Origin of the sequence: Flavobacterium azooxidireducens, assembly GCF_023195775.1 — a bacterium.
Classification (GTDB): domain Bacteria; phylum Bacteroidota; class Bacteroidia; order Flavobacteriales; family Flavobacteriaceae; genus Flavobacterium; species Flavobacterium azooxidireducens.
This window is the reverse complement of the sequence record NZ_CP096205.1, coordinates 377,821-392,893: the sequence shown is the minus strand read 5'-3', so window position 1 is coordinate 392,893 and position 15,073 is coordinate 377,821. Positions and strand designations below refer to the sequence as shown.

13 protein-coding genes are annotated in these 15,073 nt (G+C 34.2%); 2 read left to right on the top strand and 11 right to left on the bottom strand.

Annotation, left to right across the window (positions count from 1 at the left end):
- The first annotated feature begins 108 nt into the window (after nucleotides 1-108).
- Nucleotides 109-1,020, top strand: coding sequence for an AEC family transporter (locus M0M57_RS01785; protein WP_248434826.1), 912 nt, complete (start codon nucleotides 109-111; stop codon nucleotides 1,018-1,020).
- Nucleotides 1,021-1,052: 32 nt separating this feature from the next.
- The gene (locus M0M57_RS01780) at nucleotides 1,053-2,447 is read left to right on the top strand and encodes an FAD-binding oxidoreductase (protein ID WP_248434824.1); all 1,395 of its coding nucleotides are present in this window, start codon (nucleotides 1,053-1,055) and stop codon (nucleotides 2,445-2,447) included.
- Nucleotides 2,448-2,632: 185 nt separating this feature from the next.
- Here M0M57_RS01780 and M0M57_RS01775 read toward each other — a convergent pair whose 3' ends face one another.
- From M0M57_RS01775 to M0M57_RS01725, 11 genes are all read right to left on the bottom strand, one after another.
- Nucleotides 2,633-3,100, bottom strand: a complete 468-nt coding sequence (locus M0M57_RS01775) for a hypothetical protein (RefSeq protein ID WP_248434822.1) — start codon at nucleotides 3,098-3,100, stop codon at nucleotides 2,633-2,635.
- A gap of 124 nt (nucleotides 3,101-3,224) precedes the next feature.
- The gene (locus M0M57_RS01770; RefSeq protein ID WP_248434820.1) at nucleotides 3,225-4,022 is read right to left on the bottom strand and encodes an MlaD family protein; all 798 of its coding nucleotides are present in this window, start codon (nucleotides 4,020-4,022) and stop codon (nucleotides 3,225-3,227) included.
- 6 nt (nucleotides 4,023-4,028) lie between these two features.
- A complete protein-coding gene (locus M0M57_RS01765; protein ID WP_248434818.1) occupies nucleotides 4,029-4,778 on the bottom strand; it encodes an ABC transporter ATP-binding protein in 750 nt (249 codons plus the stop codon).
- A complete protein-coding gene (locus M0M57_RS01760; RefSeq protein WP_248434816.1) occupies nucleotides 4,775-5,620 on the bottom strand; it encodes an MlaE family ABC transporter permease in 846 nt (281 codons plus the stop codon). The genes M0M57_RS01765 and M0M57_RS01760 overlap by 4 nt, the downstream gene beginning before the upstream one ends.
- Nucleotides 5,621-5,844: 224 nt before the next feature.
- Nucleotides 5,845-9,195: a preprotein translocase subunit SecA gene (gene secA, locus M0M57_RS01755; protein WP_248434814.1), complete on the bottom strand. Its 3,351-nt coding sequence runs from the start codon at nucleotides 9,193-9,195 to the stop codon at nucleotides 5,845-5,847.
- 82 nt (nucleotides 9,196-9,277) lie between these two features.
- Nucleotides 9,278-9,499 carry a DUF2795 domain-containing protein gene (locus tag M0M57_RS01750; protein WP_002986941.1) on the bottom strand — a complete coding sequence of 74 codons (222 nt, stop codon included), beginning with the start codon at nucleotides 9,497-9,499 and terminating at the stop codon, nucleotides 9,278-9,280.
- Between the two features lie 186 nt (nucleotides 9,500-9,685).
- Entirely contained in the window at nucleotides 9,686-10,255 is a 570-nt protein-coding gene (locus tag M0M57_RS01745) for a cob(I)yrinic acid a,c-diamide adenosyltransferase (protein WP_248434811.1), read from the bottom strand.
- An 81-nt stretch (nucleotides 10,256-10,336) separates the two neighbouring features.
- The gene (locus M0M57_RS01740; protein WP_248434809.1) at nucleotides 10,337-11,206 is read right to left on the bottom strand and encodes an ATP-grasp domain-containing protein; all 870 of its coding nucleotides are present in this window, start codon (nucleotides 11,204-11,206) and stop codon (nucleotides 10,337-10,339) included.
- A gap of 174 nt (nucleotides 11,207-11,380) precedes the next feature.
- Nucleotides 11,381-12,070: an ABC transporter ATP-binding protein gene (locus M0M57_RS01735; protein WP_248434807.1), complete on the bottom strand. Its 690-nt coding sequence runs from the start codon at nucleotides 12,068-12,070 to the stop codon at nucleotides 11,381-11,383.
- 87 nt (nucleotides 12,071-12,157) lie between these two features.
- Nucleotides 12,158-12,979, bottom strand: a complete 822-nt coding sequence (locus tag M0M57_RS01730) for an O-methyltransferase (protein ID WP_248434805.1) — start codon at nucleotides 12,977-12,979, stop codon at nucleotides 12,158-12,160.
- A gap of 60 nt (nucleotides 12,980-13,039) precedes the next feature.
- Nucleotides 13,040-14,899, bottom strand: coding sequence for an ABC-F family ATP-binding cassette domain-containing protein (locus M0M57_RS01725; protein WP_248434803.1), 1,860 nt, complete (start codon nucleotides 14,897-14,899; stop codon nucleotides 13,040-13,042).
- Nucleotides 14,900-15,073 lie beyond the last annotated feature (174 nt).

Here is a 15,073-nt window from a genome sequence, read left to right as displayed (position 1 = left end):
AAGTAGTAAAAGTAAGTAAAATCAACAAGAGTTTCAAGACAATAAAATAGAGGTTAAAAAAATAAATCAATAATTTTATAATGGTATTTTTGCATTCTATTTTCTATCATGGATAACATCATTTTAATTTTTCTTTGTTTAGCGATTGGTTTTGGATTGCAATTCCTTAAAAGTTTTCCAAAAAATGGATATGTAGCACTCAATCATTTTGTGATTTATATTTCGTTGCCGGCGTTGGCTTTGTATTATATTCCGAAAATTGAAATTTCTTCAAAATTACTTTTTCCAATTGGCGTAGCTTGGATAGGATTTGGGTTGTCGTTTTTATTTTTTTACAGTTTGGGAAAATGGCTCGGATGGTCTAAAAAATTAATGGGATGTTTAATAATTACAGGAGGATTAGGAAATACATCTTTTGTTGGATTTCCCGTAATAGAAGCCTTGTATGGTCAAGATGGATTACAAACAGCAATTATTGTCGATCAGCCCGGTTCGTTTGTAGTATTGGCTACTTTGGGGATAATCGTTGCTTCAGTTTTTTCTAAAGGAGAAGTTGATTCAAAACTAATCATAAAGAAAATTTTATTCTTTCCACCTTTTATTTCTTTTGTTGTAGCCTGTTTACTAAATATTTTTAAACTTGATTTTCCTGAAATGATGCAATCCGTTTTTTATAAAGTGGGCGGAACTGTTTCAACAATTGCTCTGGTTTCTGTTGGTTTGCAATTAAAAATTGATAAAAAAAGTCAGCATTGGAATTTTTTAGCGTTAGGTTTGTTTTTTAAATTGATGCTAACACCATTGTTTTTCCTGATTTTATACAAGTTTATTTTTAAAGGTGAAGGTTTAGTGGTTGATGTTTCTATTATGGAATCGGCAATGGCTCCCATGATAACCGGAGCAATTTTGGCCTCAACCTATGGATTAAAACCTAAATTAAGCAGCATGATGATTGGTATCGGAATTCCGCTTTCATTTTTAACCTTAGCTTTTTGGTATTGGATACTTTCGTTGGTATAATTTTTTTACCTTTATTGGTTTAAAAATAAAGTATGCAACTCAATTCCGAAATTCTATCCAAATTAGAAAATATCGTTGGTCAATCGTTTGTTTTTACCGATGAAGAAACCCGAAATCACTACGGTCACGACGAAACCGAAGCGTATGTTTTTCCGCCAAATGTTGTGGTAAAGCCATCCTCGGCTTTAGAAATTTCCGAAATTTTAAAAATAGCCAATCAATACAAAATTCCGGTTGTTCCGATTGGTGGAAGAACTGGGTTGAGTGGCGGAGCATTATCGGTTCAAGGCGGAATCGGACTTTCAATGGAACGATTCAATAAAATTCTTTCCATCGACGAACAAAATTTGCAAGTGATTACCGAACCCGGTGTGATTACGCAAGTATTACGCGAAGCCGTTTCAGAAAAAGGTCTTTTCTATCCTGTCGATCCAAGCAGTATGGGAAGCTGTTTTATAGGTGGTAATGTTGCTGAAAATTCCGGTGGAGCAAGAGCTGTAAAATACGGTGTAACTAAGGATTATGTTTTGAATTTAGAAGTGGTTTTACCTACCGGAGATATTATTTGGACAGGAGCCAATACCTTAAAAAATTCAACAGGATACAATTTGACTCAATTGATGGTTGGTAGTGAAGGAACGTTAGGAATCGTAACAAAAATTGTTTTAAAATTACTTTCGAAAAATACGCATAACGTATTGATGTTAGTTCCGTTTTACAAAGCCAATGAAGCTTGTGAAGCCGTTTCAGCCATTTTTAGAGCAGGAATTGTTCCGAGTGCGTTGGAATTTATGGAACGCGATGCCATTGATTGGGCTTTAGAATACATTGATGGATTGAACGTTCAAGTGAAAAATGAAATTCAAGCTCATTTACTCATTGAAGTGGATGGAAATTATCCTGAAATTTTGATGGCTGAAGCTGAAAAAATCATGACAGTTGTAGAACAATTCCAAATTGATGATATTCTATTCGCCGATACCGAAGATGAAAAAAATGCCTTGTGGAAAATGCGTCGCAGCATTGCCGAAGCTGTCAAATCCAATTCAATTTATAAAGAAGAAGATACGGTTGTTCCTCGTTATGAATTGCCAACATTATTGGAAGGCATTAAATCTATCGGAAAAAAATATGGTTTTAAATCGGTTTGTTATGGTCATGCCGGCGATGGAAATTTACACGTTAACATCATCAAAGGCACGCTTTCTGACCAAGAATGGAATTCAGAAATTACAAAAGGAATTCGTGAAATTTTTGAATTAACCGTTTCTTTAAACGGAACTTTATCCGGCGAACACGGCATTGGCTATGTTCAAAAAGAGTATATGGATATCGCTTTTTCTAAAACACATTTGGAATTAATGGAACGAATTAAGTTTGTGTTTGATCCGAATGGAATATTAAATCCGGGTAAAATTTTGCCGTAAAACAACAAAAAAGGGATTAAAAAATTAATCCCTTTTGTTTTTCTTTTCTCTTTTTTCTTCTTTTTTCTCTTTTGCCGTTTTTAAAGGCTCTTTCTTTATGTTTTTCTTAGCATCCTGACTCTTTGCCATAATTTTTTGGTAATGCCATTAGAAGCATCAAAGTAAAGATAGTATTTATTTTTTAATTATTGCAAACCTAATTGTTTTACAACATTTTCTCCTAAAACCATGTTTAGTAATTGTGGTTGACTTTTATCGTAATTAATCAATTTCCATTTGTTTTGGGTCGCTTCTTCAGAAACAGCAATCATGATATCTTTTCCATCGATATAAAATGCATTTCTATCTTTTTCAAACGTAATTTTTTTGGATGCCATGGTTGTTTTCAAAGATTCTGCAATCGAATTTTTTTCTTCCTCCGAAAGCGGATTTTCAAAAATCATTCGCATGGCTTGCGGATATTCTACCACACAAATTTTCTTTCCGTCAATTTCTTTAACTTCTGAAAAAGTAAATGTTGTTTTTGGATGAACTAACCGAATGCGTAATTGATCATTTTGAAAAGTTTCATCTAAAATTGTTAGCATAGTTTCTCTATCAGCAATTTCAAATACTTTAGGATGTGTATAATCCAGAATTTTTTCAAATTCCATGTTGTATGTCGACTCATACATTTTTACACAATCCGATTTTAATGTTTCCAACGATTGAGAAATACACAGGTAATTTATCAGAAGAAAAAGGAATGTCAATTTAAATTTCATAAGTATATTTTTATCAAAAATATAAATCTTTCTGATAATTAAAATTAATTTTTCTTCTTTTTTGCTTCTTCTGCTTTGCGTTCTTCTTCTTTTCTGATTTTTTCTCTTTTCTCTTCCGCTTTTTCTTAGCTTTCAATTCCGCTTTTTCTTTACGGTTAAAATAACCTCTTAAAAGAAAATTTTCTTTAGCGGCTTCCATATTTTCATCCAAACCTTTAGAACTACTTTTAAGGTTTTGCATGGTCTGACTTAAATTTTCGGCTATAACCGTATCTTTAATCAATCTTCCCAATGTACCTTCGCCACTATTAATATTAATCATTATTGCAGCCAATTCATCTGAAATTATTTCAGCATTATCAACTGTGGATTGTAAACTCGCCATAATTGCATCAATTTCAACCGGCTCTAAAGATTTTAAGTATTGACCATCTTTTGCAAATGAAGCATTGTGTGTTCCTTGCGTAATTTGAAGCATTTTATCACCAATTAAACCCTCCGAAGCAATGGCAACTTCGCTATTTGTTTTGATGTATTGTTGCACTTCTTTTCGGATAAATAAGTTTACTTTAACGGTGGAATCATTGATAATTTGAATATTATCAACCGTTCCTACATCAATTCCGGAAAACCGAACTTTATTTCCAACTTGCAAGCCACTCACATTATAAAAAGTGGTGGTGAGTGAATAAACCGGATTAAATAAGTTTTTTTGTTTTCCGATAATGAAAATGGCAAAAACAAATAATGCTATACCTCCGGCTACAAATAAACCGAGTCTGATTTTGAAATTTTGAGAATGAGTTTCCATATTTTTTTAATTAAAAAATGATTGTAATGTTGTATCTGTTGATGTTTCGAATTCTTCTAAACTTCCTTCTTTATAAATTAATCCTTCGTCTAACATAATAATTCGGTTGGCTGTTTTTTGAGCACATTTGATATCATGTGTAATAATGATGGATGATGTTTTATATTTCTTTTGAATTTCTAAAATAAGCATACTAATTTCATTAGATGTAATCGGATCTAGTCCGGTTGTTGGTTCATCATATAACATTATTTTCGGATCAATAACGAGCGTTCGAGCCAAACTGATTCTTTTTCGCATTCCGCCCGAAAGTTCAGAAGGCATTTTGTCGATTGAATCGGCTAAGCCCACATTTTCCAAAACTTCTTTTACCTTTTCTTCAATTTGCTCTTCAGTGAGATCTTTTTTTATCCGTCGTAGCGGAAATTCAATGTTTTGTCTCACCGTCATCGAATCATACAACGCTCCACTTTGAAAAAGAAATCCCATTTTTTCTCTGATAGAAGCTAATTCTTTTCCCGAAGCAGCTGTCATGTTTTCATCAAAAACCGAAATTGTTCCGCTATCTGTTGGCAATAATCCCACCAAACATTTAATTAAAACCGATTTTCCGGTTCCTGATTTTCCGAGAACAACTAAATTTTCTCCTTCGTATAACGATAAAGTAACATCTTTTAAAATCACTTGATTGCCAAACGATTTTTTAAGATTGGTTATCTCAACCACTTTTTTTCTATTTGTTTGATCGTTCATCATATAAACATATCTGTAATTTGAACTGCAATCATATCGATTATAATCACTAATAAAGAAGCTAAAACTACTGCGGAATTTGCGGCTTTCCCAACACTTTCTGTGCCTCTTCCTGCATTAAAACCTTTGTAGCATCCAACCAAACCAATGGCGGCACCAAAAAAGAAGGTTTTGATTAAAGCCGGGATAAAATCAATAAATTCAACCGGTTTGAAAGCTTGAGAAAAGAATAGCACAAACGAAACATCTCCTTTAATATTCGCTCCCATCCAACTGCCTAAAATTCCTAAACCATCGGCATATAAAACCAGAATTGGTATCATTAATGTGGTGGCTAATACTCTTGTAACAATTAAAAACCGAATCGGATTGGTAGAGGAAACTTCCATGGCATCAATTTGCTCGGTTACTTTCATCGAACCTAATTCTGCTCCAATTCCGGAACCAATTTTTCCTGCACAAATTAAGGCGGTGATTACCGGACCCATTTCCCGAATAATTGAAAGTGCAACCATACTTGGCAACATGGTTTCTGCACCAAATTTTATCAAAACAGGACGTGATTGAATGGTAAGAACCAATCCCATAATTGTTCCTGTAATAGAAATAAGTGGTAGTGTTTTATATCCAATTTGATAACATTGTTTCAAAAATTCTTTGAACTCAAAATCCCGAGAAAATGTTTCTTTAAAAATTTGTGTAATGAACAACGTTACATCAGCAGTTTTCGTTAAAAAAGAACTTGTTTCTTCTTTCTTACGAAGTGTTTTATCACTCAGTTTGATGATTTGTTCTTTGGTTTTATTAACCGACGGTATAATTTTTAAATTGGAGAATTTTTTCATATTGAACTATCCGGTTAATTATTTAGAGTATTGCTATTGTTCTTTCACAAAAGAAAAGTAAGATAGAACAATTTTTCTTATAATCTACAAATTTCTATTTTTCATAAAAAGTTATGTTATACAACTATTATAAAACGTTATATAATTCACACATCGAAATATTTATAAAATAAAAAATCCTCAACAGTAAAATGTTGAGGATTTGAATATATCTTCTGTAATTTCTAATGAACCAGAACCCATTCGCCGCTTGCAATCATGCTTTCGGCTTTTTTGTATTTCATGGTTTCCGTTTTTCCACTCATTACGTGTTTTAATGTAACGGTGTCATTTCGGTTGATTTTAGGTGTTTCACGAACAATTGTTTCCGTAATTGGTTGACGTTGCGTTTGTCCCGCTTCACGATTTTGTTCAGCTAATGTATCACTGTTTGGAATTTCATCTTTGGAAGTTTTATAATTTTCTTTCGGACGAACTTCTTTTGCTTCCTGAATATTTGCTGTGTTTTGATTTGGTAAATCTCCTTTGAAAAGGAATGAAATCACTTCTTTATTTACTTTGTCCAACATTGTTCTGAACAAGTTAAACGCTTCAAATTTATAAATCAGTAATGGATCTTTTTGCTCGTGAACAGCCAATTGAACAGATTGTTTCAACTCGTCCATTTTACGAAGGTGTTTCTTCCACGCTTCATCAACAATAGCTAAGGTGATGTTTTTTTCAAAATCAGCAACCAATTGTTTTCCTTCTGTTTCGTATGCTTTTTTAAGATTCGTAACCACATTCAATGTTTTTTGACCATCACTAAACGGAACGACGATTCGCTCATATTGATTACTCGGATTTTCAAAAACATCTTTTATGATTGGGAAAGCTTCTCTGGCATCTCTAGCATTTTTTTCGTGATAATACGCCAATGCTGCTTTGTAGATTTTTCCGGTAATTTCCATCTCAGAAAGTTTGGTAAACTCACTTTCTGTAATTGGAGAAGTAATTGAAAAATAACGAATTAATTCAAATTCAAAATTTTTGAAATTAACAACGGCTTTATTTTCGTTGGTGATGTTTTCGCACGTATCATAAAGCATATTCGCAATATCCACTTTCAAACGTTCGCCGTGTAAAGCGTGTCTTCTGCGTTTGTAAACCACTTCACGTTGTGAGTTCATAACGTCATCATATTCCAACAAACGTTTACGAACACCAAAGTTGTTTTCTTCTACTTTTTTCTGAGCTCTTTCGATGGATTTGGTCATCATTGAATGCTGAATCACTTCACCTTCTTTCAAGCCCATTCTATCCATTACTTTGGCTACTCTTTCAGAACCAAATAAACGCATTAAATTATCTTCTAACGAAACATAAAATTGCGAACTTCCCGGATCTCCTTGACGACCGGCACGACCTCGCAACTGTCTGTCAACACGACGAGAATCGTGACGTTCTGTTCCGATAATGGCCAAACCACCGGCTGCTTTTACTTCGGCACTAAGTTTAATATCCGTTCCACGACCGGCCATGTTAGTAGCAATGGTTACAATTCCGGCTTTACCGGCTTCCGCAACAATTTCAGCTTCTCTTTTGTGCATTTTTGCATTCAAAACGTTGTGTGGAATGTTTCTCATCTTCAACATTCTACTTAATAATTCTGAAATTTCAACCGAAGTTGTTCCAATCAAAACCGGTCTTCCGGCTAAGGATAATTTGGTTACATCTTCAATGACAGCATTAAATTTTTCGCGAGTCGTTTTATAAATTAAATCTTCTTGATCTTTTCTTGCCATCGGGCGGTTGGTTGGAATTTCCACCACATCCAATTTATAAATTTGCCAAAGTTCACCCGCTTCTGTTACAGCCGTTCCCGTCATACCCGCTAATTTGCTGTACATACGGAAATAATTTTGAAGTGTAACCGTTGCAAAAGTTTGCGTTGCTGCTTCAATTTTTACATTTTCTTTGGCTTCAATCGCTTGGTGTAATCCGTCAGAATAACGACGACCATCCATAATACGACCGGTTTGCTCATCTACAATCATGATTTTATCTTCCATGATTACATATTCTACATCTTTTTCAAAAAGAGTATAGGCTTTTAATAATTGAGTCAAGGTGTGAATACGTTCCGACTTAATCGAAAAATCCTGAAACAATTTCTCTTTTTCTTCAGCTTCGGCATCTTTTGCCAAATTCATTTTTTCAATTCGGGCAATTTCATAACCAATATCAGGGAGTAAGAAGAAATTTTCATCCGTATCTTGTGATAAAAATTTCACACCATTATCGGTTAATTCAACTTGATTATTTTTTTCTTCGATAACAAAATACAACGCTTCATCCACTTTTGGCATTTCGCGGTTGTTGTCTTGCATATATTGATTTTCCGTTTTTTGAAGTAATTGTTTGATACCTTCTTCACTCAAAAATTTAATCAATGCTTTATTTTTCGGCATCGAACGGTAAGCTCTCAACAATTGAAATCCGCCGTCTTTGGTGTTTCCTTCTTTGATTAAACGTTTAGCTTCGGTTAAAAATCCGGTAGCTAAATTTCGTTGTAAATTAACTAAATTATCAACTTTAGGCTTCAATTCATTAAACTCGTGTCTGTCACCTTGCGGAACCGGACCTGAAATAATTAATGGTGTTCTTGCATCATCAATCAAAACCGAATCGACCTCATCCACAATAGCAAAATTGTGTTTACGTTGCACCAAATCATTTGGCGAATGAGCCATGTTATCTCTCAAATAATCAAAACCAAATTCGTTATTTGTACCATATGTAATATCTGCTTCGTACGCTTTTCTTCTCGCATCCGTGTTTGGTTGATGATTATCAATACAATCAACAGTTATACCGTGAAATTCAAATAAAGGAGCTTTCCAAGTGCTGTCACGTTTTGCCAAGTAATCATTCACAGTAACCAAATGCACGCCGTTTCCGGTTAACGCATTCAAATAGAGTGGAAGAGTAGCCACCAACGTTTTTCCTTCACCGGTTTGCATCTCAGCAATTTTTCCTTGATGCAATACAACTCCACCAATCAACTGAACGTCGTAGTGAATCATATCCCAAGTGATTTCTTTTCCGGCAGCATTCCAAGAATTTGCCCAGATAGCATTATCACCTTCAATAGAAATATAGGATTTTGTAGCCGAAAGTTCAATGTCTTTCGGTGTTGCTTTTACCTTAATGTTGGTATTGTCTTTAAAACGTCTTGCTGTTTCTTTTACCACAGCAAACGCTTCAGGAAGAATATCATTTAATGTTTTTTCTGAAATTTCATAAGCTTCTTTCTCCAAAGCATCGATAGAAAGATAAATGTCTTCTCTTTTATCAATATCCGAAATTTGATCCACTTCAGCTTTTAGTGTAGCAATTTTTGCATCTTTTTCTGCACGAGCTTGCTTTATTTTTTCTTTGAAATAAGCAGTTTTAGCACGCAATTCATCATTGGAAAGAGATGAAAGACTGCTTTCAAACGATTTTACTTTAGTAATAAGAGGTTGTATTGCTTTGACATCTTTTTCGGATTTGTCGCCCACAAATGCTTTAAGAATACTATTAATGAAACTCATAATGGTTGTTTTTTTAAATGTGCAAATTTACACAAAAAAAAAGCCTCGTGTGAGACTTCTTTCTGGTGTTTTTTATTTTTGATTAATATTCGTCCTCGTTCCAAAGATAATCTTCGTCTGTAGGATAATCCGGCCAAATTTCCTCCATCGACTCATATATCTCGCCTTCGTCTTCTATAGATTGAAGGTTTTCCACTACTTCAAGTGGAGCTCCCGTTCTAATAGCATAGTCAATAAGCTCATCTTTGGTGGCTGGCCACGGTGCATCACTTAAATAGGATGCTAATTCTAATGTCCAATACATCTTCTATCGATTTAATTTTATGCAAAAATAAATTTTCTACAGACATAGTCAAGTAAAAATTGATTTATTTTACCAAAAAGTATTTTTTTTACTTTTTTAAAGGTAAGAACGTGGTTAAAATAGTGTTCGGTATTAAGTTTTTAGAACTCAGTACTTAACTGAAAACTGTCAACTGAGAACTGCTTACTACTTCCTCGGAATCCATTTTACTTCATCCGCTTGAAGGTCAAACGACAACTTTCGTGCCAACACAAAAAGGTAGTCAGAAAGTCGGTTTAAGTATTTTAAAACCTGCTCATCTGTCGGTTCTAACTCGTGAAGATGCACCGATAGGCGTTCTGCTCTTCGGCAAACACAACGTGCAATATGACAATATGACACAGTTGTATGTCCGCCCGGAAGCACAAAATGAGTCATCGGAGGCAACGCATCGTTCATTGTGTCAATTTCATTTTCCAATAATTGAATATCTTCTTCCGAAATTCGATTAATGTTTAAACGCGGTTGACCATTTTTTAAAACCTCTTTGTCAGGAGGTGTGGCTAAAATGGCTCCAACGGTAAAAAGTCGGTCTTGCACTTCAATTAAAACATTTTTGTATAATTGATTGATGTTTTGGTCTCGAATTAATCCGATGTGCGAATTCAATTCGTCTACCGTTCCGTAACTCTCAATACGAATATGGTGTTTGGGGACGCGTGTTCCGCCAAAAAGTGCTGTAGTTCCGCTATCGCCGGTTTTTGTGTATATTTTCATAAGGAAGTTGCTGAGGTTCTGAGTTGCTGAGTAACTGAGTTTTTATTTTGCTAAAATACGAAGATTTTTTTACTCAGCCACTCAGAAACTCAGCGACTCAGTAACTCTTAAAAAAGCTTCAACAAATCTTTCTCTCGCTCCATCAGCTAAATCAAAATACAAATCGGGTTCTATGAGTTCGATTTCCATTAAGTGAAGTTTGTTTTCGATAACAATGCCATCAACGCGAGCATAAAGCAATTTTTCAGGAATTTTTGATAAAACTAATTCAGCTTGAAGCAATAAATCAGCATTGGGCTGAATTAAAGTATATTTTCCGCCGTATTGAATTTGAACTCTAAAATCATTTTCAACAGGTTTTTTGTTGACAGCGTGCGAAAATTTCCCATCAAAAAAGATAAAAGATGTTTCCCCTAATTCTTTTATTTCAGGACGAAATTCCTGTAAAAGAAAATCTTTGGTTTCAAAATGTTTTTTGAATTCTGTTTGAATGGATTCTAATTCACTTCTGTCGATTAGTTTTGTCAAATAACTTCCGGCAGAAAACGCTGGTTTAATGACAATTTTCTCCCAACTTTCAGGAATTAATTCTTTTAAATTTGAAGTTGAATTTTTTTCTAAAAAGATTGTCGGAAGTATTGAAATTCCTTCTTTTTCTAGTTCTTTTAAATAAAATTTATGCTTGTTTTTTTTGATGATAGAAATCGGATTGAGTGTTTTAATACCTAACGATTCAATTTTATCCAACCATAAATTAAACGTAATTTCTTTTTGATAATAGTCCCACGTATTTCTGAAAATTAGATAATCAAATTCAGTCCAATCGACCGATTCATCATCCCAAATCACTGCTTTTGCAGCAATATTTTTCTTTGCAAAAAGCGGAATTAATTTTTGATCCGATTCTAAAAGTTCAGGTAATCGGGCACACGTTAGTATTCCAATTTTCATCAGATTATTGTTTCTTTTTGGAATAATAATTGGTTTTGAAACTTCGATTTCGACGATTTCCTCTTTGTTTATTTGCCATTCTTGTTACAATAATAACGGCCACAAAAAGAACAATTATGACGATAATAAGTGTTTTCATATTTGTAAAACTTATAGAACAAAGTTACAAATTGTTTATTTTATCCGCTCGTCTTTTTCTATAATTCCGTCTCGCAAACGAATAATTCGGTGTGCATAGGCTGCAATTTCTTCTTCGTGCGTTACCAAAATTACCGTATTTCCATTTTTATGAATTTCGCCAAACAAAGCCATGATTTCTTCAGATGTTTTGGAATCTAAATTTCCGGTTGGCTCATCCGCCAAAATTATAGAAGGTTTGTTAACCAATGCTCTTCCAACTGCCACACGTTGACGTTGACCACCCGAAAGTTCGTTGGGTTTATGATCCATTCTATCCGCTAATCCCACTTGTGTGAGCACTTCTGTTGCTCGTACATTTCGTTCCGATTTTGAGTAACCAGCATAGACCATCGGTAAAGCTACATTGTCTAAAGCCGTCGTTCTCGGCATCAAATTGAACGTTTGAAATACGAATCCAATTTCTTTATTTCTGATTTCAGCTAACTCGTCATCGTGCATTTGACTTACGTCTTTTCCATTCAAAATATATGTTCCGGATGTTGGCGTATCCAAACAACCCAAAAGGTTCATCAAAGTTGATTTTCCTGAACCCGACGGACCCATCAAAGCAACATATTCACCTTTGTTAATTTCTAAATCGATACCTTTTAGAACATAAATCGTTTCACTTCCTAAAATAAAGTTTCGTTTTAGATTGGTTATTTTGATTAATGGATTTGCCATAGTTAATTGAGAATTTAGAAATTTGAATTCAGAAATCGGATTATATAATTTTCTTATAAGTAGAAAAAAAACGGACTTTGTTACAATTTAAATCCTAATTCGTTCAAAAATATACGAACTGATATTTTTATTTGGATTGATGATGAAATGTTCTTTCTCTTGTTCTTTTCTAAAAAAAACGATTCCCCATTGAAAAGTGTCAATCGTAACGGTAACTTTTGGATGATTTTTAATTATTTCCCAAGCTTCTTCCATATCTTTTGACCAATGAATGTCATCAAAAATCCAAACCGAATCGTTTGAAATGGTCGGTAATAAAAGTTCGAAATAGGTTAAAGTGGCTTTTTTAGAATGATTTCCGTCAAAGTAAATTAGTTGCGGGTTGCGGGTTGCGGATTGAAGGTTTTTGAGGTAGTCTTCAAATTTTGTGTTTATAAATTCAATGTTATTTAGATTTTGTAATTGACATTGATTTTTTGCAATTAAAATTGTTTGCGGGCAACCTTCCAACGTAATTATTCTCGAATTTTTATTTCCTAACGAAAGAGCAATAGTCGCCAATCCCAACGAAGTTCCAATTTCTAAAACATTTTCCGGTTGAAAATAGTTATTAATTCTAAATAACAATTCCGCTGTTTTCTGAGAAATTCCGGCGTTTTTTGCAATAGCAGAAATTTTTCTTTGATTGGATTTAAAAACTCTTGAGCCGGCACCAAAATCGGTTACTTCAATTATTGTTTCGTTTTCCAAAAGTGATTTTCGGTATTCTTTTAGAATGGAATATTCGAGATATTTAGTTTTATCATAAAAACATTTTGTCACCAAATCAAACACAAATGGAGAGTGAACTCCGTGTTGGTTTTTGGAGTTCCATAGGAAATTCAGGTATGATTTTATAATTTGTATCATTTCTCGCAAAGTCGCAAAGACGCAGTTTTTCTTGGCGACTCTGCGTCTTTGCGAGCTAAATTACTCAATTTTTGAAGAAAGTTCAAACCAACGCTCTTCCTTTTCTTCCAATTTCTTTATAATCACTTGCAACTCATTCGCTTTTTTCTCAATAGCATCATCAGTTACTTTACCATCAGCAAATAATTGTTCGATTTGTTTTTTCTCAAATTCCAAATCTTTTATTTCACGTTCAATTTTTTGAAATTCTTTTTGTTCGTTAAACGATAAATTTCCAACCGGATTGTTTTGTTTCCACGCTTTTTTATCGGCTTTGTTTTCTTCTTTCAAAGCCACATCAGCACTGTCTTCGTATGCTCTAAAATCGGAATAATTACCTGGAAAATCTTCAATTTCACCTTCGCCTCTAAACACGAATAAGTGATCTACAATTTTATCCATAAAATAACGATCGTGGGAAACCACCAACAAACATCCGGGAAAATCTAATAAAAAACTTTCCAAAACATTTAATGTTACAATGTCCAAATCATTCGTTGGCTCATCTAATATCAAGAAGTTCGGATTCTGAATCAAAACCGTACATAAATACAATCGTTTCAATTCGCCACCGCTCAATTTTTCTACAAAGTCATATTGTTTTTTCGCATCAAAAAGAAAACGTTCCAGCAATTGCGAAGCTGAAATAATTTTTCCTTTTGTAAGCGGAATATATTCTCCGTATTCCTTAATAATATCAATTACTTTCTGACCCGGTTTTGGGTTGATGCCGCTTTGCGTATAATAACCTACTTTAATCGTTTCACCAATCACAACTTTTCCGGCATCGGGCAACATCGTTTTGGTCAAAATATTCAAAAATGTCGATTTTCCTGTTCCGTTTTTTCCGATAATTCCAATGCGTTCGCCACGCTGAAAATCATACGAAAAATTGTCAAGAATCACTCGGTCTTTGAATTTTTTATACAGTTTATGAAGCTCAATAATCTTGCTTCCCATTCGTTCCATATTGATTTCAAGCTCCACCACATTTTCTTTTCGGCGACTTTCGGCTTTTTCCTTAATCACATAAAAATCATCCTGACGAGATTTCGATTTGGTCGTTCTGGCTTTCGGTTGACGACGCATCCACGCTAATTCTTTCACAAAAAGATTCTGAGCTTTGTCAATGCTTGCATTTTCAGAAGTAATTCGTTCTTCTTTTTTCTGCAAATAATACGAGTAGTTTCCTTTATATTGGTATAGTTTTCCGTTGTCCAATTCAATGATTTCATTGCAAACACGTTCCAAAAAGAAACGGTCGTGTGTTACCATAAACAACGTGATATTTTCTTTGGCAAAATAACTTTCCAGCCATTCAATCATCTCCAAATCCAAGTGGTTGGTTGGCTCATCCAAAATCAATAAATCCGGACGATTAATCAAAATTATCGCCAACGAAAGTCGTTTTTTCTGTCCACCCGAAAGACTTTTGACTTTCAATTTAAAATCTTCCAACTTCAATTTAAACAAAATCTGCTTGAATTGCGTTTCAAAATCCCAAGCATTGTGTTGGTCCATCAAATCAAAAGCTTTTTGATACGCTTCTTCATTTTCAGGGTTTTCCAATGCTTTTTCATACTGCTCAATCACTTTCAGCGTTTCATTATCACTGGCAAAAATGCTTTCTTCGATAGTCAATTCGTCCTGCAATTCATTCTTTTGCGATAAAAAAGCCATTCGGATATTTTTTCTAACCACCACTTGACCCGTATCCGGTTCATCAAAACCATTAATAATGTTCATAATGGTCGTTTTTCCCGAACCATTTTTCGCAATAAAAGCAATTTTTTGGTCTTTGTTAATACCAAACGAAATGTTGTCAAACAACACGCGTTCGCCGAAGGATTTGGATATATTTTCTACTGAAAGATAATTCATTTAATGTGTAAATGGGGCAATTTGCCAATTAGTCAATGATTTTAAAAGTGCAAAAGTAATGCTTTATTTTTTCTGAAACGAATGGCTCGGGCTTTATCGGTTATCCGTGTTCCCGCTTTCCATTGCAATCTTTTTTTTCAAAAAAGGATTTCCATTGCAATCGGGGTTAGGAGG

Coding starts and splice junctions, on each gene's coding strand:
- M0M57_RS01785 (WP_248434826.1), top strand. CDS start 109: ATGGATAACATCATTTTAATTTTTCTTTGTTTAGCGATTGGTTTTGGA.
- M0M57_RS01780 (WP_248434824.1), top strand. CDS start 1,053: ATGCAACTCAATTCCGAAATTCTATCCAAATTAGAAAATATCGTTGGT.
- M0M57_RS01775 (WP_248434822.1), bottom strand. CDS start 3,100: ATGGAATTTGAAAAAATTCTGGATTATACACATCCTAAAGTATTTGAA.
- M0M57_RS01770 (WP_248434820.1), bottom strand. CDS start 4,022: ATGGAAACTCATTCTCAAAATTTCAAAATCAGACTCGGTTTATTTGTA.
- M0M57_RS01765 (WP_248434818.1), bottom strand. CDS start 4,778: ATGATGAACGATCAAACAAATAGAAAAAAAGTGGTTGAGATAACCAAT.
- M0M57_RS01760 (WP_248434816.1), bottom strand. CDS start 5,620: ATGAAAAAATTCTCCAATTTAAAAATTATACCGTCGGTTAATAAAACC.
- secA (WP_248434814.1), bottom strand. CDS start 9,195: ATGAGTTTCATTAATAGTATTCTTAAAGCATTTGTGGGCGACAAATCC.
- M0M57_RS01750 (WP_002986941.1), bottom strand. CDS start 9,499: ATGTATTGGACATTAGAATTAGCATCCTATTTAAGTGATGCACCGTGG.
- M0M57_RS01745 (WP_248434811.1), bottom strand. CDS start 10,255: ATGAAAATATACACAAAAACCGGCGATAGCGGAACTACAGCACTTTTT.
- M0M57_RS01740 (WP_248434809.1), bottom strand. CDS start 11,206: ATGAAAATTGGAATACTAACGTGTGCCCGATTACCTGAACTTTTAGAA.
- M0M57_RS01735 (WP_248434807.1), bottom strand. CDS start 12,070: ATGGCAAATCCATTAATCAAAATAACCAATCTAAAACGAAACTTTATT.
- M0M57_RS01730 (WP_248434805.1), bottom strand. CDS start 12,979: ATGATACAAATTATAAAATCATACCTGAATTTCCTATGGAACTCCAAA.
- M0M57_RS01725 (WP_248434803.1), bottom strand. CDS start 14,899: ATGAATTATCTTTCAGTAGAAAATATATCCAAATCCTTCGGCGAACGC.